Source organism: Wenzhouxiangella indolica, assembly GCF_042310355.1.
Lineage (GTDB): Bacteria > Pseudomonadota > Gammaproteobacteria > Xanthomonadales > Wenzhouxiangellaceae > Wenzhouxiangella.
In genome coordinates this window covers 199,069-221,290 of the sequence record NZ_JBHJMR010000002.1, presented here as the reverse complement: position 1 = coordinate 221,290, position 22,222 = coordinate 199,069, and the positions used below count along the sequence as shown (strand labels likewise).

Below are 22,222 nucleotides of genomic sequence, written 5' to 3'. Positions count from 1 at the left end.
CTCCAAACTCATGAAGTCGCGGATATCCCCCCCCAACATGATCATCGGCGCCTGCGAATGGGTAGCGCTGCCGGATCTGGGGATCAATCAGCTGCGCGCGCGGGTCGATACCGGCGCGAAAACCTGCGCGATGCACGCCAGCGATATCGAACAGATCGAACGCGACGGCGTCACACTGGCCATTTTCCATGTGCCCATCGGCCGCCACGAAGCCGTCCGTTGGCAGCGTTGCGAAGCCCAGGTGCGCCGGATCCGGCGGGTGCGCAACACCTCCGGCGAGCTGGAAGAGCGCCTGACCATCCGGACCCCGGTAGTGATCGGGCATTCGAGCTGGGATGTGGATATCACCCTGACCAACCGTGAGAAAATGCGCTATCGTATGTTGCTGGGGCGGACCGCCATGGAGAACCATGCGCTGGTCTACCCGGCACGCACGTTTCTGCAGGGCAAGCCGCGCCTGTAAGCTTCACTCGTTCAATTAAAGGGTTCGCCGCTCATGCGCATCGCCATCCTTTCCCGAAGCCGCCGCATCTACTCGACCCGCCGCCTCGTCGAGGCCGCCAAGGAGCGGGGGCACGATGTGCAAATCGTCGACACGCTGCGCTGCTACATGAACATCGCCTCACACCGGCCGACGATCCACTTCCGCGGCGACCCGATCGAGCCCTTCGACGCCGTCATCCCGAGAATCGGCGCGTCGGTGACCTTCTACGGCACGGCGGTCCTTCGACAGTTCGAGATGATGGGTACTTTCCCGCTCAACGAATCGGTGGCGGTCACGCGCTCGCGCGACAAACTGCGGTCGCTGCAGCTTCTCTCTCGCAAGGGCATCGGCCTGCCGGTGACGGGATTCGCCTACGCCACCAAGGACATCAACGACCTCATCCAGATGGTTGGCGGCGCGCCCCTGGTCGTGAAGATGCTCGAAGGCACCCAGGGCATCGGCGTGGTGCTGTGCGAGACCAAGAAGGCCGCCGAGTCGGTACTCGAGGCCTTCATGGGCCTGAACGTCTCGATCATGGTGCAGGAGTACATCAAGGAAGCCGGCGGCGCCGATATCCGCTGCTTCATCGTCGGGGGCAAGGTGGTCGCGGCCATCAAGCGTCAGGCCCAGCCCGGCGAATTCCGCTCCAACCTCCACCGCGGCGGCTCGGCCAGCCTGATCAAGATCACGCCCGAAGAACGCTCCACGGCCGTGCGCGCGGCCAAGATCATGGGCCTGAACGTCGCGGGCGTGGACCTGCTGCGCTCCAATCACGGCCCGCTGGTCATGGAAGTAAATTCCTCGCCCGGCCTCGAGGGCATCGAAACGGCAACCGGCAAGGACGTCGCCGGCCTGATCATCGGTTTCATGGAAAAGAACGCGCAGAAGAACAAGACCCAGACGCGCGGAAAGGGCTGATTTCGACCGCCCACAAACGGTAGAAGTAACGGGGCGGCCTGCGGGTCGCCCCGTTTATTTACGCGTCGGCCGTGGCAGGCGCCCTCAGAACGCCAGGCGATCGAACTCCCGGATATTGACCAGCATCTCGTGGATGGCTTTCTCCATGGCCCTGCGGTCTCGCGCTTCGGCCAGGCGCCGGATGCTGTCGACGATGGCGATCCACCAGTTCATGTGCGTGGCCGACAGCTGGGCGGCCACCGCGACCAGGTCGCGCGTCATCGACAGCGACTCCTCGCCCTCGCGCTTGAGCGCCACCAGGCTATCGAGGTCGGGGTGCTTGCGCTCGAGCTCTTCGATCATGCGCGTGATCACCTGCGGGTCGCGCTCGAGCTCCTTCGAAGAAGTCGGCTCGGCGTTGGGTTCCAAAAAGGCGATATCGAGCAGCGACAACAGGTCGCGAAACGATCCGCGCAGGCTCAACCACATCTGCTGGCGCCGCTGGTGCTCCAGATAGCGCTGAATCAGGCCGAGCAGGCCGACCAGGAAGAAGGCCTCGATACAGAATACGACCAGTTCCGGGGACAGTTCCTCGCGAAACAGGCCGCCGCCGCTGCCGTAGACAAAATAGAGCCACAGCCCGCCCCCGGCGAGCGCAAAGATCACCATCAGGACGATGATGAACAGGCGGCTCATGACTCTGGCTCCGACTCCCGATCCGGCTTCGATCGAGTCTCGTCATCTTCACTGGCGAAAGCCCGCACGACCCGGGCGATGCGATCGGCCTCCTCGCGTGTCAGATCGAGCGGCAGGTTGGCGACGTACACCGTTTCGTCTTCGCGCAGCGCGATCGGAACGATATTGGATGGATTCTCGGTTGCTTCCAGCGTGATGCGCTCGCCCATTTCGCGTTCGGGCGTGAGCGACCCCCGCGGAACGGCCCGGCGCTGCTCGCCGCCGACGCTCTCGAAGCCGGCCGGATTATCGGCCCATGACAGGAAATCAGCCTGCGCCATGCGTACCCGTTCGGCGTACAGCGACAGGGCCTCGCTGCGAATGCTCGAGCCTTCGAGCTTATGGAAGCGCGAGGCCAGTTCGTCGACATCGAGCTTGCGTACGTCCGCGCGCTCGGCGTCGGTCAATTCGGCCTCGAGCTGCTCGACTGCTTTTCTCCTCGCCCGCGCGACCGCCGGATTGATCATCCCTTCCATCCCCGCGTGCTTGAGGAATTTCAGCAGGGTGTCTATCGAGTACGAACCGTCGGGCATCATGTCGTTATTCTCCGGCTGCCGTTGTGGCGATCATTCGAAGCCACCAGGACCTTCGTCAACTGAAGTGAGTATATCAACGGCGCGAGCGCCGCCAGCGCAGCAGCCAGGCAACGCCCAGACCCGCCAGAAACACCAGGTAGGCGCTGACCACGGCGATGATATTGCGATTGAGGTCCTCGAACTGCAGGGTCAGGTGCAGCCCGATCAGAACCGCCGCGGCCACCACCAGCGCGAGGATGGCCGGCAGCCGGTCGGCCAGCCAGTCTTTCCCGGTCAGTCCCCGCGGCCCCGAATAGGCGTACAGCCACAGCAGGAACACGGTAACGGGCAGCAGGATCAGGGCGTCGATCAACATTGGGTTCTCCGGTTAGTGGTCTTTATGCGGGTTCGTCCCAGGCGCATTCAGGCGTCGTCCGACAAGCAGCCCCGCAGCCGCCGCGGCCAGCCACAAGACGAGCGAGACGACCACATGCCCGGCCGCACGCGCAGGATGCTCGGCCAGTGCGAGGGTTTCCAGCGCAAAGGTCGAAAAAGTGGTGAGGGCACCGCAGAAGCCGGCCATCAGACCAAGGGAAAGCGCCGGGGGGAGCCGGTGGCGACCACCGGATTCACTGAAGGCCAGGACCACACCGATCAGGCCCGCGCCCCCAGCGTTGACCATCAGCAAGCCCAGGGGCAGTTGACCGGGCGCGGCAGGCCAGACGACCAGGACAAGCATCCGAAGCAGGCCGCCGGCCAGGCCGCCTAGAGCCACCGCCAGGTACACGCCCATCCCAACGCTCGACCTCATGCCCGGCCACCTGCCGACTGCGAAGCCAGGCCCCAGCAAGCCATGGCCAGCACCAGGCCGCCCAGAACCGAGGCCAGCACATAGGCCGCCGCCCTGCCCCGGTGGCCCGACTGCCACAAGATGACGGTTTCGAGGGAGAAGGACGACACGGTCGTATAGCTGCCGAGGAAACCGGTGGCCAGAAAAGCCACCAGGTCAGCGTTCGACTGCCAGGCGCTTCCGGCGAACAGGCCGGCCAGCGCGCAGCCGCTGAGGTTGACCGCAAGGGTGGCCGACAGGGGGTAGCGAAAATCCCGGCCCAGAACCCATTGCCCCAGCGCGAACCTCGCCAAAGTGCCTGCGGCGCTGCCGAGAGCAACCAAACCGGTCGCGAACATCGAAGGCAGGTCGCCCGTCACCAGGCTTCAGGCCGAGACGAGCCTGAACTCGAGTTCCGGCAGGCCTTCGACATGCGCGCGGACGCGCTGGCCGGTCTCGAGCGCGCCAACCCCGGCCGGCGTACCGGTGAAGACCACGTCGCCGGGCGCGATCGTGACCGTGCGAGAGAGCCGCGCGATCAATTCCGGCACGTTCCAGAGCATCTGACCGAGCTCGGCCGACTGGCGGCGCTCCCCGTCCACCCACAGGGCGATGGCCGTGTGGGAATCAGGGCGCCAATCGCTTTTGGGCACGATCAGGCCGACCGGCCCGGACTCATCGAAGCCCTTGCTCATCTCCCACGGCTGACCGGCCTGCTTGGCACGCGCCTGGACATCGCGACGCGTCAGGTCCACGCCCGCGGCGTAGCCGAAAACGGCGGATTCGGCCTGTTCGGGCGAAAGATTGCGCCCCCCGTCGGCCATGAAGACGACCAGTTCCACTTCGTGGTGCAGTTCGGCCGTATCGGGCGGATAGACCACTTGATCGGCATGTACCAGCGCCCGCGCCGGCTTGGAAAAGAACACCGGCTCCGAACGCTCGGGATCGACGCCCATCTCGCGGGTGTGCTCGGCGTAGTTTCGACCCACGCACCAGGCGTGGCGGGCCGGGAACACCCGCCCGTCGCTGACCGGCAGCGCCGGAGCCGACCATGTCACCGCCGCCTTCGCGCTCATGCCAGCGACCGGATGCCCACGGCGTCGCGCAGGCGCTCGATCAACGGCCGGCTGAGTTCGCGCGCGCGCTCGGCGCCGCGCTCGAGTTCCTTCTCGACCTTGTGCGGATTGCCGATCAGCGCCTCGTAGCGCTCGCGGGGGCCTTCGAGCTCGGCGTTGATCAGCTCGAACAGCTGCTGCTTGACCTCGCCCCAGGCGATGCCGTCGACAAAGGCCTGCCGCATCTCGGCGCGCTGGCGTTCGCTGGCGAAGGCGGCGTAGACCGAGTAGACGGACGCCGTGTCGGGATCCTTGGGTTCGCCGGGTTCCTGCGAGTTGGTCTTGATTTTCATGATCGCCTTGCGCAACTTCTTCTCGGGCAGCCAGAGCGGGATGGTGTTGTCGTAGCTCTTCGACATCTTGCGCCCGTCGGTGCCCGGCAGCGTAGCGACATGCTCGTCGACTACTGCCTCGGGCAGCGTGAAATGCTCGCCATAGCGGTGATTGAAGCGCCCGGCGATGTCCCGGGCCATCTCGAGATGCTGAACCTGATCGCGCCCGACCGGCACGCGGTGGGCGTTGAACATCAGGATATCGGCGGCCATGAGGACGGGATACGAAAAAAGTCCCATCGTGATACCCCAGTCCGGATCCTCTCCGCCCTCGACGTTGTCGTCGACGGCCGCCTTGTAGGCATGCGCCCGGTTCATCAGGCCCTTGGCCGTCACGCAGGTCAGCAGCCAGGTCAGCTCCGGAATCTCGGTGATGTCGGACTGGCGGTAGAAAACCGAGCGCGAGGTATCCAGGCCCAGCGCCAGCCAGGTCGCCGCGATCTCCAGCGTGGACTGCTGCACCCGGGCCGGATCTTCGCACTTGACCAGCGCGTGGTAGTCGGCCAGAAAGTAGAAAGAATCCGTCTCCGGATTCCGGCTGGCGGCGATCGCCGGCTTGATCGCACCGACGTAGTTGCCCAGGTGCGGTGTTCCGGTGGTGGTAATGCCGGTGAGGACTCGCTTATTGGCGGTCATGATCCTGTGTCTGGCGTGTTGGAAACGCGTTATTGTAAGCCATGACCCCAAACCTGATCGAAGCCACCTACGTCGCCACAAGCCCTGACCGCGATGCGGAAACGCTGGCGGAGAACATCGCCCGCGAGCAGAGCCTCGAGATCGTGCCGGAGCTGATTCCCACTGAGATCCGTGAGCGCCTGCTCGGGCGCGTGCTCGGCGTCGAACAACTCGATGAAGAGCGCTGGGCCCTGAACATCGGCTATCCCGAAGCGCTGGCCAGCCGGCAGATCGGGCAGCTGCTGCACCTGCTCTACGGCAACATATCCTTTTATCCGCGCATTCGCCTGACGGCTGTCCGGCTGCCCGAATCGCTGCTCGCCGAACTGCCTGGGCCGCTGGGCGGCATCGAGCGAATTCGCCGAATCACCGGGGTGCACGAGCGGGCCATGCTGATGACCGTGCTCAAGCCGCGCGGCAGCAGCCCGGAGCATCTCGCCGATCTGGCGCTGCGATTCGCTCGCGGCGGTGGCGACCTGGTGAAGGACGACCAGAACCTGGTCGAGACAGAAATATCTAGCTTCACAAAAAGAATTCGAAAGTGCGCGCAATCAATTGAAAAAGCTTCAGAAATTACCGGCCGTCGCTGTCTCTACCTGCCCCATGCAGCCGGTAGCGGTGACCACTTGAAGCGACAACTGGAAGCCGTCGCCGAAGCCGGCCTGCACGGCGTCGTCCTCTGCCCCTGGGTGATGGGCCTGGAAACAGCGGCTACCGCAGCCAGAGATTTCGACCTGATGTGGCTGGCCCACCCGGCCCTGGCCGGTAGCTTGACCGAACCCGAGGATCGCGGCGTCGAAACCGATGTCCTGCTCGGTACGATGACGCGCGTGGCCGGCGCCGACATCAGCATCTTCCCCGGTAGTGGCGGGCGAATCAGCGCCAGCCACGACGACGAAGCCGCAACCTGCCGCGCCCTCACTGCGCCGCTGGGAAACATGAAAACCACCCTGCCCTGTATCGGCGGCGGCAAGCGTATTGACCAGGTCGCCCAGGCCGGCCAGAAGCTCGGGCCGGACTATGCCGTTCTGGTCGGCGGCGACTTGCTCAGGCAAGGCGAATCGCTGGAGGCGGCGACGCGCCACGCGATCGACAGCCTTGGCTGATCCAGAAGGCGCAGCCTATTCTTCGCGGACGGCCGGAATCGGGGCCATGTCATCGTCGACCGCCACCATCGCCAGGTGGCCCTCGATGGCCAGATCCTGATCCCCGCTGCGCGAACTCTCGAGCATGATCTGGACACGAACGGTCATGGAAGTGCTGCCGACCCGGGTCACCTCACCGATGAGTTCCACGATGGCGCCTTGCGGAATCGGCACCTTGAAGTCGACGCGGTCCATCGAGACGGTGACGACCTGGCAGCGTGCGAATCGCGTCGCGGTCAGGAAGGCCACCTCGTCCATCCACTTCAGCGCCGTGCCCCCGTAGAGCGTGCCGATGGGGTTGGTGTCCTGGGGGAAGACCAGCTTGGTAATGCGTGTGCGAGACCGCTCGCTGCGTTCGGGATATGCGTCCATGCGTTAAGTATAACCGCCCGCCAGAAAAAGAGCCCCGCCGGCCTGCTTGAGCACCTTTTCGTGGCTGTCGATGCACAAGCCGCAGCCGTTGACGGCGGAGACGGCCAGCGACATCAACTTGAAATCCGCCTTGTCGATGCCCGGGCGGCCGATCACGTCCATGCGCAGGGCCTTGAATCAAGCCGCCTTCAGAGCATCCTCGCCGGGCTGCCAGTTGCAGGGGAACTTGTCGCCAATCGTCACCTATACGGTTGCGGGTTAACTGGCGCCGCTCTGCGACGAATCAGAACCCCCGCTGCCAACAAGAGAGAAAGCACGATCAGCAGAGCCCGACCCGGAATACCGAGACCGGGAACCGGATGAATCTGTCCGCAGCCGGGGCCAAAAGTGCAGCTGGAATCAATGGGGGTGACCACCGTATCGTCCTCCGGGGGCGTCTCGTCGCTGTCGCCGGTGCCGGTGTTGGATACCTGGCCCCCATCGACGTCGGACTGGGTCACCGTGTAGGTTCCCGTCAGTACGCAGTCATCGCCCGGCACCACCGTGGCACAGGTGGCCGGACTGGTATCCAGCAGCGGGTCGGTAACGACCACGTTGTTGAGCGTGACGTTGCCGGTATTGGTTGCCGTGACCGAGTAGGTCAGCACGCTGCCCTCCTCGATCGGGGTCGGCGCGTTGTCGAGGGTCTTGACTACACTCAGTCCTGGCGTGCCTGAGCCATTGGCCGTTGCCGAATCGGTAGCGCTCACCGGGTTGCTGTTGGAATCGCTTCCTTCAACTGTCGCCGTATTGGTAAAGCTGCCGTTGTCAACAGCGGCTTGCGTAACCGAGTACGTCGCTGCACACACCAGTGTCTCTCCCGGGGCCAAATTCGTCGGCTGCGCCGGCGTGCACGTTCCGATGACCGCATCCGGATCACTGATCGAGACAGCAGTCAGTGTGACGTTGCCGGTGTTGGTCGCCGTCAGCTCGTAGCTGATCGTGTCACCCACCGAATCGTACGGATCGCCGCCGGTGATGGCCTTGACCAGATCGATGCCGGGGTTCTGATCAACCTGCGTAACCACCGTGTCGTCCTCTGGCGGTGTTTCATCGCTGTCGCCGGTGCCGGTATTCTCGATCTGACCGGCATCCATGTCGCCCTGGGTCACCGTGTAGGTGCCCGACAGCACGCAGTCGGCGCCTGGCGCCAGCGTGGCGCAGGTTTCCTGGTCCGGTGAGAGCATCGGATCCGACACCAACACGTTGTTGAGCGTGACGTTGCCATCGTTGGTGGCTGTCACCGTGTAGCTCAGCGTATCGCCGATCGTCACACTTCCGCTGCCGTCTTCATCGGCGTTGCTTGTCAGCGTCTTGACGACGCTCAGTGCCGGCGCATCGGCGGCACTGGCTGTCGCCTGGTCGCTAGCGCTGACCGGGTTGCTGTCGGGATCACTTCCTTCGACCGTCGCGGTGTTGGTAAAGCTGCCGTTGTCCACATCGGCCTGCGTGACCGAGTAAGTCGCGGCACACGACAGCGTCGCGCCCGGTGCCAGGCTGGTCGGCTGGGCCGGCGTGCAGCTGCCAATCGTGGCATCGGGGTCGCTGATCGAGACGGCAGTCAGCGTAACGTTACCGCTGTTGGTGGCCGTGATCGTGTAGGTGATCGTGTCGCCGTCCGCCGAGTACGGGTCACCGGAGTCGATCACCTTGGACAAACCGATACCGGGGTTCTGGTCGATCGGAGTGACCACCGTGTCGTCACCGGGTGGCGTTTCGTCGCTGTCGCCCGTGCCGGTATTGGTCACTTGGCCGGCATCGACATCGGACTGGGTCACCGTATAGGTGCCCGACAGAACGCAGTCGGCACCTGGTGCCAGCGTGACGCAGGTCTCCTGGTCCGGTGAGAGCATCGGATCCGACACCACCACGTTGTTGAGCGTGATGTTGCCGGTATTGGTTGCCGTGACCGAGTAAGTCAGCACACTGCCCTCCTCGATCGGGGTCGGCGCGTTGTCGAGGGTCTTGACGACGCTCAGCGCCGGTGTGCCCGAGGCATTAGCCGTGGCCGAGTCGCTGGCACTAACCGCGTTGCTGTCCGGGTCAGTCGCGTCGACCGTTGCGGTGTTGGTGAAACTGCCGGCGTCGATGTCGTTCTGGTCCACCGCATAAGTCGCGGCACACACCAGCGTCTCTCCCGGGGCCAGACTCGTCGGTTGGGCTGGCGTGCAGCTGTCAATCGTGGCATCGGGATCGCTGATCGAGACGGCAGTGAGGGTGACGTTGCCGTTGTTGGTCGCCGTCAGCTCGTAGCTGATGGTGTCGCCCACCGAGGCGTAAGGATCGCCGCCGCTGATGGTCTTGACCAGGTCGATCAAGGCATCGGCCGGATCGATCGGTGTCGTCGTCGTATCTTCCGCGACCAGGTCGGGTGCGTTCGGGTCCGTCGGATCCGGGGCGCTGCTCGCCGCTTCGTTGACGATGTCGTCGCCGGCGTCCACATCGGCCTGCGTGACCTCGTAGCTGCCGGTGCACACCAGCTCTTCGCCGGGAAGCAGCGTTGCCGGCTGCGCGGGCAAACAGTCCAACCCGGCCGGGGTGGCATCAAGCAGGTCGTCGATGACCACCACGTCCGTCAGGGTCACATTGCCGGTGTTGGTGGCCGTCAATGTGTAATCGATGACTTCACCGACGTCAGCAAAGCCGTTACCGTCGATATCGTCAAGCAAGGCTTCCTTGAGCAGATCGAGCCCGGGAGTCTGATCAACCGGCGTCACCACCGTGTCGTCCTCCGGTGGCGTCTCGTCGCTGTCGCCAGCACCAGTATTGGTTACCTGGCCAGCATCGACATCGGACTGGGTCACCGTGTAGGTGCCCGACAGCACGCAGTCGGCGCCTGGTGCCAGCGTGACGCAGGTCTCCTGGTCCGGCGACAGCATCGGATCCGACACCACCACGTTGGTGAGCGTGATGTTGCCATCGTTAGTGGCTGTCACCGTGTAGCTCAGCGTATCGCCGATCGTCACACTGCCGCTGCCGTCTTCATCGGCGTTGCCTGTCAGCATCTTGACCACGCTCAGTGCCGGCGCATCGGCGGCACTGGCTGTCGCCTGGTCGCTAGCGCTGACCGGGTTGCTGTCGGGATCACTTCCTTCGACCGTCGCGGTGTTGGTAAAGCTGCCGTTGTCCACATCGGCCTGCGTGACCGAGTAAGTCGCGGCGCACGCCAGTGTCTCTCCCGGTGCCAAGCTAGTCGGCTGAGCTGGCGTGCACGTTCCGATGACGGCATCCGGATCGCTGATCGAAACTGAACTCAGCGTGACGTTGCCGTTGTTGGTGGCTGTAATCGTGTAGGTGATCGTGTCGCCGTCCGCCGAGTACGGGTCACCGGAGTCGATGACCTTGGACAGACCGATACCGGGGTTCTGGTCGATGGGCGTGACCACCATGTCGTCACCGGGCGGCGTCTCGTCGCTGTCGCCGGTGCCGGTGTTGGTTACCTGGCCGGCATCGACATCGGACTGGGTGACCGTGTAGGTGCCGGTGAGCACGCAGTCTGCACCTGGCGCAACCGTGGCGCAGGTCGCAGGACTCGTGTCCAGCAGCGGGTCGGAGACGACCACGTTGTTGAGCGTGATGTTGCCGGTGTTGGTGGCCGTCACCGAGTAGGTCAGCACGCTGCCCTCCTCGATCGGGGTAGCGGCGCTGTCGAGTGTCTTGGCAACGACCAGTGCCGGAGCTGCCAACTCAACGGTAGCACTATCATCGGGCGAGTCGATCTCGGGGGTGCTGGCGAAGGCGGTATTCACCACCTGCCCGTTGTTGACGTCGGTCGGACTCGTCGTATAGGTGCCGCTGCAGTTCAGCGTTTCACCGGGATCGAAGAAATTGTTGTTGTTGCCCACTGTGTTGAGGTCGGGGCAAAGCGCGTCGGTAATGAGCGGATCGTTGATCGCCACCGGTCCGGAGAGAACGGCGCTACCGGTATTCGTGACCACAAAACTGTAGCTGATGACCTCTCCGGCAGCGTCAAACACGCTGCGATCGGCCTGCTTGTCGAAACTCATGGCCGCGGTGGCAACCATCGCATCGTCGACATCACTAACGGCCGTACCGTTGCCGTTGGCGTCGGCCGTCGCAGTATTGGGAAATACGCCGCTGCTGCTGATGCTTACCGGACCGATAATGCAGACGTCGATGTGAGCCTCGGGGTCCGCGAACTCGGCCGTCGGCAGGGGATCGGTCCAGGTGCAGGCGGTCGTGTCGACATTCGGATCACTGACACTCAGACCAGTCAGCTCGGTTTCGCCGATGTTTTCAACAGTCAGCTTGTAGTAGACGCTGTCGCCCACCTCGACCGCCAGGTAATCGGACCAGGCACCGTCGACAGTGGAGCCGAATCCAACTTCCTTGCGCATCGCAACGTCGGGAATCGGTTCATCGACCAGCAGCGTCGCTTCAGCGTCATTGCCTTCGTAAAGGACGCCTTCGAATACATGGCTGACGGTTGAGGTCTGATTGTCGAAGATGGCGGGCAGATCACCCGCCACCAGACCGGGTGTAACGATGTCGATCGAGATCTCGCAGACCTGCCCGGCGAGAATCTCGCCGTTGCTGAACGACAGTGTGTTTGCCCCCGAATCATAGGTAAGCGTGGGCGACGCCCCGCACTGGCCGTTGTCAGTGAAGACCAGGGGACTGTCGGCGGGCTCCATACCCACAGGCAGCGGGTCGGTGAACGCCACGCTGGCAATGTCGAGCGCCGGATCATTGTTCGTAATCGAGAACGTCAGCGTGGAGAAGCCGGCAGGATCGAGCAGCGGATTGCCATCGAAAGTCTTGGCCAGCGACGGCGCCTGGGGCGGCGGAAGCACTTCGAGTTCGGCCAAGGCGCTGTTGCCAGGAAATGTCTCGACGGCGTCGACGGGGTCGCTGACGTTCGTGCTCGTACCCGTCTGGGTCGAGGACACGTCGACCGAAACGACACAGCTTGCGCCGGCCGCCAGGTCGACGTTTTCGAGTAGCAGAATCCCGGGATCTCCGGATTCGTTACCCCAACTGCCCCCGCATCCGTTGACGAAACCGCCCGTCGCAGTCATGCCGGCGGGTAATTCGTCACGGAAGGTCACGCCGGAAAGCGCGTCGGCGGCGTTCGGATTGCTCACTGTAAAACTCAATGTGACCGACTCCCCGGCCCGCACGGGATTGGCGGAGAACGCCTTGCTCAGTTCGGGGGGATCGGGCTCGGTCCCGGGATCGGCCGGGCCACAGATATCCCCTTCGCCGTCGATGCTGACATCGAGCAGGCTGATCGGCTGATTGCTGTTGCTTGCGCCATACGCATAGACCCGAAAAACGGTGTCGCCGGAAGCATTGAGGTTGGCCAGACCGGTCGCGATGAAGTTCGGCACGCCCGGGCGACTGTTCTGGGTCGGTACCGGTGAGAACGTAATCGATTCGGCCAGGCTGCCGACGGGGCCGTAATCAAGCGTGATGGACTCGGGAGCATTGCCGTTTCGCCGAAAGGCTTCCAGGCTGAAGTCCATCGAAACCAGGCCCGTTGTGTCGACCACAAACTCGTAATAGGCATCGGCGGCTCGCGCCGCGGTCAGGTCGCGACCCGTCTGGGTAACAGATCCTTGCCATTCCACGGAAGTATTGTCGAGCGCAAAAGCCAGGCCGCCACCACCGGAGGCAGACGCAATGCCCGGCACGACCTCGAATGTCGGAATCGGTGTCGCCGCGTTGTCGAACGAAGTCCAGCCGGCCACCGCGGATCCTGCGACAAGGGTCTGGCACTCCAGCGGCGGAGGCGGTTCTTCGGTCACCGTCAGGTCAGCATCAGCCGTGGCAGAAGGGTCGCCGGAACCGCCAATGAACAGGTCGACCGAGTTGCTCAATACGACCGGGTAAGTCGCGCCCGCAACAAAAGGCACGGTGACATCGACCAGTATCGAGCAACTGGCGTTGGCGGCGAGCGTGCCGCCGCTCAGCTCGACAGTGCCAGAACCGGCCGCCGCGGTCGCCGTGCCGCCGCATCCGTTGGTCAGATTGGCCGGTGAGGCCACGACCATGTTGCCGGGCAGACTGTCCGTGAACTCGTATCCCGAAACGGCCAGTGGATTGGGGTTGGTGATAGTCAAGCGCAGGGTCGAGACACCGTCTGCGCCGATCGTGTCGGGAATGAAACGTTTCGAGAAATCCGCATCGGTCGGATCCAGAACGACGAGATCGCCGGGCGACTGCGAGAAATCGGTGTTGTAGTGAAAGCTGCTGCCCGAGCGGTCGTAGATCAAGGCCAGCAGACCAACCGATGAACCGCCACCGCTGATGATGTCGATTTCGTAGCGCGTAACGACGGTACCACCGGCCTTGCCGTCGGCCAGGCAAGAGTTGTAGTTGGGGCTATCAACATCCGGCTCCCACAGGCAACCGTCCGCATAAAGGCGCGGATTCGGGACCGGCACGCGCGAATCGGGCGCGGTCTTGACACCATAGGTCGTCTCAACCGACTTGACCTGGAAAATCGTGTTCGAAAGCGTCAGGAACGACTCGAGCTGTTCGTAGGCAGTTGCCGTTTCCGTCGTCAGCTCGATGAAGTAGGTCTCACCAATCGCAAAGTTCAGCCCCCCGCCGGCTCCCAGTGTCTGCCAGTCGGATTCATCTTCCTGCTGCCCCCAGCGGATGAGCGTCGTGGTGTTGCGATTCTGCGAGACCAGCTGCTCGATAAGGATGGCACGTGGCGTCGGGCTCGAATAGACCAGGCCCGTGTCGTCATCCGTGGCCTCGATCCGGTATCGACGGCTCTCTCCGAAAGCCGCCGCGTCTCGGATCAGCTGGATCTCGAAATAGGCATCGAAACACTCGTCCACCGCCAGCGGGCCCGTCTGCAGAACCGCGAGGGATCCGGGACGAGTATCCACATAGGCATTGGGCTCTTCCCAGATCAGCTCCACTTCGGCATTGGAAATCGCCACATCCGAACAGACGCGTGCGCCCACGGGAAAGAGTTCCGGGCCGCTGGTCAGCGGCCGGTTGTGATCGAGCCCCACCACATCCCAGGTTATGGGCTCGACTGTGAGCCCGGCCAGGACGATGCTCGATGACAGCATGCCCACCGACATCGCCAGCAGCCTGATCGCTGCGAGCAAGACAGAATTTCGCACTGATATCCCCTTTTTGATTGACAGCGGTGGCACTGCCCGCAGCCGCGGATCCGGCACCGCCCTGAAACAATGCACCGATCGTGCCAGCGTTCAACCGAGGAATCGGACTCTCCCGATACGGCGGGCAGAAAAATCAGGCAAAACCTGACGCAGCGCAAGTAAATGCCGCGGAAGTTTAGACCGGATCCAATGCAAAAAGCCAGTCTCACTGTGACCAATTTCGTCAATCCCCGCCCATAAGGGGAGGTGTTCGCCAGATTGACAGGCTTGCCGGCGCCAATGACAATGATCGGCTTGACCGGCATACGGCTTCGCCATGAATCTTCGAGCCCTTCAGTACCTGATTGCTCTGGCCGACGTCCGCCATTTCTCTCGTGCCGCGGAACGCTGCCACGTCAGCCAACCGACCTTGAGCACCCAGATCAGAAAACTCGAAGACGAACTGGAAGTGCAGCTCGTCGAACGCCACCCGCGCCAGGTGATGCTGACGCCGGTGGGTGAAGAAATCGTCGGTCGCGCACGCACCCTGCTGGGTGAGATGGACGCCATCAGGGCCATTGCTCGACGCTCACGCGACCCCCACAGCGGCACGGTCCGGATCGGCATCTTTCCGACTCTCGCGCCCTACTTCCTGCCGCACGTCATCCCCGGCATTCGCCAGGCCTTTCCCCGCCTGACGCTGCGACTGTATGAGGAAAAGACCGAGGATGTCATTCGCATGCTGGCCGAGGGAAAACTGGATGCGGGCTTGCTGGCCCTGCCCCTGAACGAGGACTGGCTGACCAGCCGAACCTTGTTCGAGGAACCATTCGTGCTGGCACTGCCGGAGCGCCATCCGCTGGCCGCGCGAAGTGAGATCGCCATGAAGGACCTGGCCGACCAGGAGCTTCTGCTGCTCGAGGACGGCCACTGCCTGCGCGACCAGGCCCTTGAAGTCTGCCAACTGACCGGCGCCCACGAGAAGCTCGATTTTCACGCCACCAGCATGGAGACCCTGCGTCACATGGTCGCGGCCAATGCCGGGATCACGCTGATGCCCACGCTGTCGATCAAGCCGCCGAACGCCAATACCGACAACCTGGTCACCCGCCCCTTCCAGGCCCCGGGCCCGAAACGCACCATTGCGATGATCTGGCGCAAGTCGTCGGCGCTGAGTGACTTTCTTGAAGAGCTGGCGGAAATCTTCGCGGACATTGATCCGGAACTGTTGATCCCGCCCCAGTCCGGGTCTTAACGCCGGCGGCGCTCAGCCGCCGCTGTCTGTCGCCTCCGGGGCCTGCTCGGGCTCCTCCAGCAGGTCCTCGGTGCCGACGCGCAGGCTCTCGAAACGATCATCGGAAACGGCAAACTGCCACGGCGACAGCCGCCCGTCGATTGCCACGACGTCGAGCTCACGATCGGTCAGGTCCGAAGTTTCGCTGACACCCTGCGCCGATTCCGAGGGCGTCTCGTCCGAGCCGGAAGATTCGTCGGCACCTGCAACCCGGAATCGCAGCCACTTGCCGCCTTCATCCTCGAAGGTGGTGGCCTTGAATACCAGGCCGTCGCGGGTGGTGAAAATCGCCTCCACCGCATCGGATGGCACGGCGGCAGACTGATGGGGCCGAACATCTTCCATGTTCAGCCGCGCAAGGACGTTGGCGGTCTGCCCAAGCGCCCAGGCGGGCTTGACCTCCCGCCCGGCAGGCGGATCGAGCATTACCCAGGTGCCCCCTTCCTCGTCACCCGGCCGGAGCTCGACCGTGTCGCCGCCCGGGTGACGGATGGTGACCGCTGCGATATCGGATGGTGGAATATCCATGATCGCTCGCTCGAGCCACTCCATTCGCTCGCGCGGCAAATCGATATCCTGTCCGACGAGCCAGGCTCGGGATTCCCCCTCGAGGCGGACGTAACGACCGATTCCCGCCGGATCGGGCTTGCCGATGATCACGCCGGGCAGTTCGGCTTCCGGGAAGCGAACCGTCATACCCCGCTCACCGTCGGACTCGACAGCGTCAACGCCGAGGCGCCCGTACCATTCGGGATTGTCGGTCTTTGCCTCCAGTCTGTGCGCCTGGGAAAGGTCGCGCAGCAATTCGTGGATGCGCGCGAAATCGGCCTCGTAATCGTGCTTTTCGCGCAAGCGCCAACGTTCGCGATCGCGGTGCAGGCTGGCAACCGTGCCACCGTCGGGCCCGACGATTTCCAGGGCTTCGATCTCGTTGACCTGATTCTCCAGCCCCGGCAGCAAGAGCTCGCCGTCCGATTCCGGCGAGGACTCACCGGCCCGATCAACCAACCCGAGCGCCAGGAGAACGGCGACAACCGTGCAAAGTCCCAGGACAATCAGCAGATTCCTGCTCATGAGGGCACCTCGTCGTTGCTGCGGCCCTGGCGCCGTTTGCGCCAGGCCATCGCCAGTGCGAACAAGGTGACCAGCAAGGGCATCAGAGCGATGTTGGCCACCTTGATGCGAGTGCCAAGCGCTTCGATCTCTTCGTCGAGCTCGCGCCGCACTTGCCGCAGCTGACGCCTGATCTCCAGGCGCTGGTCCATGAAACGATCAATTTCGGCTTCCTGCTCATCGGTGAGAATGTCGAGATCGGTATCACCGCGAGCCTGCTGCAGCTCGGTCAGGCGCTGTTCGGCATCGGCCAGCTCTCCCTCGAGCCTCTGTTCGGTGGAACGCAGGTTCTCCTCGGCTTCGCGCCGCAGCGATTCGACCAGCGTGAAGGGCCGATTGGAGGTCGCCCGGGAACGCACGCTGATCAGATCGGCGTTACCGATGAGATTGTCGATGGCGTTGATCACGAAGTCGCCGTTGTCGGCGAAGGGCTCGAGCATGGTCGTGCCGAAGAACTGCTGCCGCTGCACCCAGTAGCGGTCGGCGAGCATGTCGACGTCGGCGACCACGATGGCGTTGAGCGAATAGCGATCGCCCTCCTGTGCCGACTCGTCGCTTTCGAATGCCCTCGGAACCTCCCCGGTGAGGCGGGCCGCCAGGGTGTACTGTTCCCCGGTCGCACCCATCTGATCGATCAGTTCCGACGGATCGGAAAGCATCTGCAGGCGTTGCGCGTCGAGGGGACCGGCCTGGCGGCTCGAGCGCATCAGCGGCTCGAGCTCCAGGGAGCTGCCCTCGGCCAGCCCCAGGCTACCGACGCTGGCCAGATTGACCGCTTCGAGCTCGCCGGTGACAACATCGTCGTCGTTAAGGTTGTCGCGCGTCACGCCCAGGATGCCGACGTGGCGTACCGGCCGCTGACCCTGCCCGACGTTGACCTGCAGCGCCAGCCCGGCATCGGCCACGAAACGCTGCTCGCTGAACTCCAGGCCCCAGGCCTCGAACAGGCCGTCCAGGTTGGACGCGCGATCCATGTTCATGGCCGCCATCGGATCGTTCGGGTTCGGCGGCGTGGCGCTCTCGGCGTGGGGATCGACGAAAGCCAGCAGTCGGCCGCCGTCGGCCAGGAATCCCTCGATATCGGCCAACAGGGCGTCGGACAGCTCCTGCGGGTGAACCAGCACCAGCACGTCGACATCCTCCGGAAGAGAATCATCGTCGGCCGCGACCGACGCCACATCGAACATCTCGTTGATCTGTTCCTGAATGGCCCAGGGCTCCCGTTGCTGACCGGTCTGCATATCCATGCCACCGTCCATGTCGATGCCGCTCAACAGCGCGGCCCGCGGTTTGTCCGGCCGGCTGAGCAGGGAGACCATGCGGGCCAGTTCATACTCCAGGAACTGCTCGCGCGACGGCGACAGGAAGGGCAGGACTTCGAGACCATCGATCGTGTTGGTACCGACGACACCCAGGTAGAGACTCTCGTCGCCGTTGCCGACCGGCACGGCCTCCAGGCCGTAACTGGCCGCTTGGTCCTCGGCCTCGCTGAAGGGCTCGGGTTCGACCCGCCGCACCTGCAGCTTGCCGTTGGAGCGCTGAGCCATCTCGTCGAGCATTTCCTGAACGCGCCGGGCGAAGTTGCGCACCATCGGCAGGTCAGCGCTGGCATCATCACTGAAGTAGAACTCCAGGGTGACCGGCTCGTCCAGGTCTTCGAGAATACTGACGGTTCCGGAGCTGAGCGTATAGAGCCCTTGCTCGGTCAGGTCGATACGCATTCCACGCAGGGCCGCGCCACTGAGGATGGTCAGAGCCAGAAAAAGGATTGCGAGCAGCACCAGCCCGGTTGCACTGTAGACGTTTCTCATGACTCAATCCGCCTTTTTCAGTTCGAGCACGATGCGGTTGGCCGTCAGCCAGAAACCGATCACGAGGGCGAAGTACACCAGGTCGCGCAGGTCGATCACCCCGCGCGAAATCGAATTGAAATGCACCAGGAAACTCAGGTTGGCCACGCCGTCGAGCAGCACCTGCGGCATCCAGCCACGGAACAGATCGAGCACCATCGGCAGGCCCGACAACAGGAAGCCGAAACAGACCACCACCGACAGGATGAAGGCCACGACCTGGTTGCGCGTGACCGCCGACAGCGCTTCGCTGATCGCGAGCATGCCGCCGGCCATCAGCCAGCTGCCGACGTAGGCGGCCAGGATGACGCCGTTGTCGGGGTTGCCCAGCAGATTGACGGTGATCCAGATCGGAAAGGTGAGTGCCAGAGCCAGGCCGACGAACAGCCATGCGGCGAGAAACTTGCCGACCACCGCTTCACTGATGGTGATCGGCAGCGTCAGCAGCAGCTCGACCGTGCCGTACTTGCGCTCCTCGGCCCACAGTCGCATGCCGACCGCCGGCACAAGGAACAGGTACAGCCAGGGGTGGAAGCGGAAGAACGGCTCGAGATCGGCGATTCCACGTTCGTAGAAACCGCCCAGGTAGAACGTGAAGGCTGCCGACATCACCAGGAAAATAACGATGAAGACGTAGGCGACCGGCGTGGCGAAATAGCCAACCAGCTCGCGCCGAAGGATGGTTCGAACGTTGGCCAGGCTCATGCCGCCTCCTCGCGTGTGATGGTTCGGAACACCTCGTCGAGCCGGCCCGGCTCGTATTGCAGCTGCTGAACCGGCCAGCCCTCGGCCTCGATCACCCGGGTGACCGCCTGGAAGAGATTGCCCTGGCCGGAGGGAAACACGGTGACCCGAGCGTTGCGCACCTCGACTTCGCGCGCCTCTTCGAGTCGGCCCAGGCGCGAGGCGGCGCGCTCGGGGTCTTCGACGTGCAGGGTCACGGCGTTGTGGTAGCGCGAGCGCGTCAGCAGTCCGGCCGGCGTGTCGTCGGCCAGCAGCTTGCCGCGAGCGATGATCATCGCCCGGCCGCACAGGGCGTCGACTTCCTCGAGGATGTGGGTCGAAATGACGATGATCTTGTCCGGCGCCATCTCGCGGATCAGGTGGCGCACCTGCTGCTTCTGGTTGGGGTCGAGCCCGTCGGTCGGTTCGTCGAGCACGAGCACCGGCGGGTCGTGCAGGATGGCCTGGGCCAGGCCGACGCGCCGCTTGAAGCCTTTCGACAGCGTCTCGATGGTCTGCTGCATCACACTGCCCAGCTCGAGTCTCGCGGCTGCGTCACCCACCCGCCGATCACGCTCGGCGCCGGAGTAGCCGCGCGCCTCGGCGATGAACCGAAGCAGCTGCGAGACCGTCAACTCACCGTACAGCGGCGCCCCCTCGGGCAAGTAGCCAATCAACCTGCGCGCCGCGATCGAGTCGCTGCGGATGTCGTGGCCGAGAATCTCGGCGCTACCCGATGTCGGCGTGAGAAAACCGGTGAGCATTTTCATGGTGGTGGACTTGCCCGCCCCGTTGGGGCCCAGGAAACCGAGAACGGTTCCGGGTTCCACCTCGAAGCTGAGATCGTCGACGGCCAGCAGGTTGCCGAATCGACGGGTCAGGTTTTTGGCTGCAAGCATCCGTTCGTACTCTCCTGGTGGGTTGTCCAGCAAACAGCGAGCGCCGTTGGGGCGCAATATGGACGGCCGCGCGATTTTTCAAGACCGACTCGAAGCCTGGCGGGCCGCCTTAATCCCGGGGGCGCTCAAGCACATCACACGCCGCGCTCCGAGCACTTTCCGGATCGATGCACCTTAACAGGTCTTTCCACGAACACGCGAAGCGGTTACGTTATCCAACGATATGGAACCCGTCATTCTCGATCATCTGCCCGATGGCCTGCTCGACCGGCCCGCAAGCCGCCTGCACGAAGTGCTCGACGGCCCCACCCTCGTTCACCTGCCGGGCCGACGACCGCAGCCACTGTTCGTCTGCGTCCTTCAGCACGGCAATGAAATTTCGGGCTGGGAGGCCGTCCGCCGCCTGCTCAAGGGCCGTTACGCCCGCGATCCGCTGCCGCGCAGCCTGATACTGCTGATCGCCAACGTTCGCGCCGCCTCCCGCAACCGCCGCCATCTCTCCGATCAGCCAGACTTCAACCGCTGCTGGCCCGGCTCCGACACCCGGCCCGGCCCCTTTCACGACCTGTTCGCGCGGGTCACCGAACACCTGCGGGCGCAAAAACCCCTGGCCAGCATCGACATCCACAACAATACCGGCGAGAACCCCCACTACGCGGCCATCAATCGCATCGACACAGCCCACCTGCGGTTGGCTTCGCTTTTCTCGCGCACCGTCCTGTACTTCACCCAGCCGCACGGCGTTCAGTCCATGGCCTTCGGCGATTTCTGTCCCTCGGTGACACTTGAGTGCGGCCCCCCTTCGCGCCTGGACGGCGCCGATCACGCCCTCTCCTACCTGTCTTCTATCATCAACGCCGAGGAACTCGACCGGCGCCCACCCTCACCGGAGGATATCGAGCTGTTCCAGATGGTGGCGACGGTCAATCTGCCGCCAGCCCATTCCTTCAGCTTCGCGCCGGACGGCTCCGACATCGTGCTGCGCCCCGACCTCGACCAGCTCAATTTCCGCGAACTGCCGCCGGGCACCCGGCTGGGACATGTCAATGCCCCGGTCGAACGCGCTCTGTTGGTCCGCGGCCACGACGAGGTCGACGCTTCGGCCAACTGGTTCAGCGTCGAGAAAGGCGATATCCTCACGTCCAGGCCGATGATGCCGGCCATGCTGACCACCGACGAACGGGTGATCCGCCAGGACTGCCTCTGCCACCTGATGGAACGCATCCCGGCCGTCGGTCCGGCCGACGCAGGAGACGACTGGCATCAGCTGCCCGAGAGCCGGCCATGACATCAAACATCATCAACAGGATAGACGCATGAACCTGTTTTCCGCCCTGGTCGCCATCGCCGCAATCATGGGAATCGTGGCGATTGCGCGCTACTGGTTCGACGCACGTGGCCGCCAGGCCGTCGACCGCGAACATCTCGAGCGCGTGGAAATCGAATTGCGCGAACGCATCGAGACCCTGGAGCGCATCGTCACCGACCAACGCGACCAGTTGAGAAGAAAGATCGATGACCTCTGAGCACGACAGCGCCGTGGCGCGCCTGATGCGCCTGTTCTTCAAAGGCCTGGGCACGATCATTCCGATCGCCTTGACGGTTGTCGTCGTACTGTGGCTGGCTGGCATTGCCGAACGCGGCATCGGCTCGCTGATCAAGCTGGTGTTGCCCGAGGAGTGGTATATCACCGGAATGGGCCTGGTCGGCGGCATCCTGGTGGTGCTGGCGATCGGGCTGCTCAGCCAGGTCTGGCTATTCCGCAAGCTCATCGACCTGGGCGAGGCCATCCTCGACCGCATGCCGGTCATCAAGTCCCTGTTCCGCGCGACCAAGGACTTTGTCGAGTATTTCTCCAGCGACAACAAGGATCGGTTCAGCCAGGCCGTAATGGTGCGCCATCCCGACCTGAAGCTCGGCGTGATGGGCTTCGTGACCCGGGAGGACTTCTCGAACCTGCCGTTCGGCGAGGAAGGCGAAGTAGCCGTTTACCTGCCCCTGAGTTACCAGGTGGCCGGCTACACGATCTTCGTTCCCAGGGAATGGTGCGAACCCATCGACCTGCCGTTCGAGGACGCCATCAGGCTGATCCTCACCGCGGGTATGTCGCGCAGGTGAAG

The 22,222-nt window shown here is 63.8% G+C and carries 21 protein-coding genes; 7 read left to right on the top strand and 14 right to left on the bottom strand.

Translation table 11 applies throughout. The annotated features are described in order from the left end of the window. Positions 1-37: 37 nt before the first annotated feature. A complete protein-coding gene (locus ACDC67_RS04105) occupies positions 38-463 on the top strand; it encodes an ATP-dependent zinc protease family protein (RefSeq protein WP_376690848.1) in 426 nt (141 codons plus the stop codon). A 33-nt stretch (positions 464-496) separates the two neighbouring features. Then, positions 497-1,402, top strand: a complete 906-nt coding sequence (gene rimK / locus ACDC67_RS04100; RefSeq protein WP_376690847.1) for a 30S ribosomal protein S6--L-glutamate ligase — start codon at positions 497-499, stop codon at positions 1,400-1,402. 84 nt (positions 1,403-1,486) lie between these two features. Here the strand turns inward: rimK and ACDC67_RS04095 are convergent, their stop codons facing one another. The 7 genes from ACDC67_RS04095 to ACDC67_RS04065 all read right to left on the bottom strand — a co-directional run bounded on the left by ACDC67_RS04095 (position 1,487) and on the right by ACDC67_RS04065 (position 5,543). Then, entirely contained in the window at positions 1,487-2,077 is a 591-nt protein-coding gene (locus tag ACDC67_RS04095) for a hypothetical protein (RefSeq protein WP_376690845.1), read from the bottom strand. After that, positions 2,074-2,652 (bottom strand): hypothetical protein, encoded by a 579-nt coding sequence (locus ACDC67_RS04090; protein ID WP_376690844.1) that lies wholly within the window; start codon positions 2,650-2,652, stop codon positions 2,074-2,076. Before ACDC67_RS04090 ends, ACDC67_RS04095 begins: the two co-directional genes overlap by 4 nt. Positions 2,653-2,725: 73 nt before the next feature. Beyond that, positions 2,726-3,007 carry a hypothetical protein gene (locus ACDC67_RS04085; protein ID WP_376690842.1) on the bottom strand — a complete coding sequence of 94 codons (282 nt, stop codon included), beginning with the start codon at positions 3,005-3,007 and terminating at the stop codon, positions 2,726-2,728. A 12-nt stretch (positions 3,008-3,019) separates the two neighbouring features. Next, positions 3,020-3,442 (bottom strand): FluC/FEX family fluoride channel, encoded by a 423-nt coding sequence (locus tag ACDC67_RS04080; protein WP_376690841.1) that lies wholly within the window; start codon positions 3,440-3,442, stop codon positions 3,020-3,022. Continuing rightward, positions 3,439-3,840 carry a fluoride efflux transporter FluC gene (locus ACDC67_RS04075; RefSeq protein WP_376690839.1) on the bottom strand — a complete coding sequence of 134 codons (402 nt, stop codon included), beginning with the start codon at positions 3,838-3,840 and terminating at the stop codon, positions 3,439-3,441. The genes ACDC67_RS04080 and ACDC67_RS04075 overlap by 4 nt, the downstream gene beginning before the upstream one ends. Positions 3,841-3,846: 6 nt before the next feature. After that, positions 3,847-4,536, bottom strand: coding sequence for a fumarylacetoacetate hydrolase family protein (locus tag ACDC67_RS04070; RefSeq protein ID WP_376690837.1), 690 nt, complete (start codon positions 4,534-4,536; stop codon positions 3,847-3,849). Continuing rightward, positions 4,533-5,543 carry a tryptophan--tRNA ligase gene (locus ACDC67_RS04065; RefSeq protein WP_376690836.1) on the bottom strand — a complete coding sequence of 337 codons (1,011 nt, stop codon included), beginning with the start codon at positions 5,541-5,543 and terminating at the stop codon, positions 4,533-4,535. Before ACDC67_RS04065 ends, ACDC67_RS04070 begins: the two co-directional genes overlap by 4 nt. A 41-nt stretch (positions 5,544-5,584) precedes the next feature. Here ACDC67_RS04065 and ACDC67_RS04060 point away from each other — a divergent pair, with 41 nt between their 5' ends. Further along, positions 5,585-6,688 (top strand): RuBisCO large subunit C-terminal-like domain-containing protein, encoded by a 1,104-nt coding sequence (locus tag ACDC67_RS04060; RefSeq protein WP_376690834.1) that lies wholly within the window; start codon positions 5,585-5,587, stop codon positions 6,686-6,688. A 15-nt stretch (positions 6,689-6,703) separates the two neighbouring features. On the opposite strand, the gene ACDC67_RS04055 is transcribed toward ACDC67_RS04060, so the two are convergent. The 3 genes from ACDC67_RS04055 to ACDC67_RS04045 all read right to left on the bottom strand — a co-directional run bounded on the left by ACDC67_RS04055 (position 6,704) and on the right by ACDC67_RS04045 (position 14,229). Further along, a complete protein-coding gene (locus ACDC67_RS04055) occupies positions 6,704-7,099 on the bottom strand; it encodes an acyl-CoA thioesterase (RefSeq protein ID WP_376690832.1) in 396 nt (131 codons plus the stop codon). A gap of 3 nt (positions 7,100-7,102) precedes the next feature. After that, positions 7,103-7,267: a carboxymuconolactone decarboxylase family protein gene (locus tag ACDC67_RS04050; protein ID WP_376691175.1), complete on the bottom strand. Its 165-nt coding sequence runs from the start codon at positions 7,265-7,267 to the stop codon at positions 7,103-7,105. 71 nt (positions 7,268-7,338) lie between these two features. Further along, entirely contained in the window at positions 7,339-14,229 is a 6,891-nt protein-coding gene (locus tag ACDC67_RS04045) for a DUF7507 domain-containing protein (RefSeq protein WP_376690830.1), read from the bottom strand. Between the two features lie 331 nt (positions 14,230-14,560). On the opposite strand from ACDC67_RS04045, the gene ACDC67_RS04040 reads away from it, so the two are divergent. After that, positions 14,561-15,478, top strand: coding sequence for a LysR substrate-binding domain-containing protein (locus ACDC67_RS04040; RefSeq protein WP_376690829.1), 918 nt, complete (start codon positions 14,561-14,563; stop codon positions 15,476-15,478). 12 nt (positions 15,479-15,490) lie between these two features. Here the strand turns inward: ACDC67_RS04040 and ACDC67_RS04035 are convergent, their stop codons facing one another. Genes ACDC67_RS04035 through ACDC67_RS04020 form a run of 4 tightly spaced genes read right to left on the bottom strand, consistent with a single transcriptional unit; the run spans position 15,491 to position 20,102 of the window. After that, the gene (locus ACDC67_RS04035; RefSeq protein ID WP_376690827.1) at positions 15,491-16,591 is read right to left on the bottom strand and encodes a DUF4340 domain-containing protein; all 1,101 of its coding nucleotides are present in this window, start codon (positions 16,589-16,591) and stop codon (positions 15,491-15,493) included. Further along, the gene (locus ACDC67_RS04030; protein WP_376690825.1) at positions 16,588-18,441 is read right to left on the bottom strand and encodes a Gldg family protein; all 1,854 of its coding nucleotides are present in this window, start codon (positions 18,439-18,441) and stop codon (positions 16,588-16,590) included. The genes ACDC67_RS04035 and ACDC67_RS04030 overlap by 4 nt, the downstream gene beginning before the upstream one ends. A gap of 3 nt (positions 18,442-18,444) precedes the next feature. Then, a complete protein-coding gene (locus ACDC67_RS04025) occupies positions 18,445-19,185 on the bottom strand; it encodes an ABC transporter permease subunit (protein WP_376690824.1) in 741 nt (246 codons plus the stop codon). Next, positions 19,182-20,102: an ABC transporter ATP-binding protein gene (locus ACDC67_RS04020; protein WP_376690823.1), complete on the bottom strand. Its 921-nt coding sequence runs from the start codon at positions 20,100-20,102 to the stop codon at positions 19,182-19,184. Before ACDC67_RS04020 ends, ACDC67_RS04025 begins: the two co-directional genes overlap by 4 nt. A gap of 223 nt (positions 20,103-20,325) precedes the next feature. On the opposite strand from ACDC67_RS04020, the gene ACDC67_RS04015 reads away from it, so the two are divergent. Genes ACDC67_RS04015 through ACDC67_RS04005 form a run of 3 tightly spaced genes read left to right on the top strand, consistent with a single transcriptional unit; the run spans position 20,326 to position 22,220 of the window. Beyond that, positions 20,326-21,390 carry a M14 family metallopeptidase gene (locus tag ACDC67_RS04015; protein WP_376690821.1) on the top strand — a complete coding sequence of 355 codons (1,065 nt, stop codon included), beginning with the start codon at positions 20,326-20,328 and terminating at the stop codon, positions 21,388-21,390. Positions 21,391-21,418: 28 nt separating this feature from the next. Next, positions 21,419-21,628 carry a hypothetical protein gene (locus ACDC67_RS04010; RefSeq protein ID WP_376690820.1) on the top strand — a complete coding sequence of 70 codons (210 nt, stop codon included), beginning with the start codon at positions 21,419-21,421 and terminating at the stop codon, positions 21,626-21,628. Further along, the gene (locus tag ACDC67_RS04005; RefSeq protein WP_376690819.1) at positions 21,618-22,220 is read left to right on the top strand and encodes a DUF502 domain-containing protein; all 603 of its coding nucleotides are present in this window, start codon (positions 21,618-21,620) and stop codon (positions 22,218-22,220) included. The genes ACDC67_RS04010 and ACDC67_RS04005 overlap by 11 nt, the downstream gene beginning before the upstream one ends. Positions 22,221-22,222 lie beyond the last annotated feature (2 nt).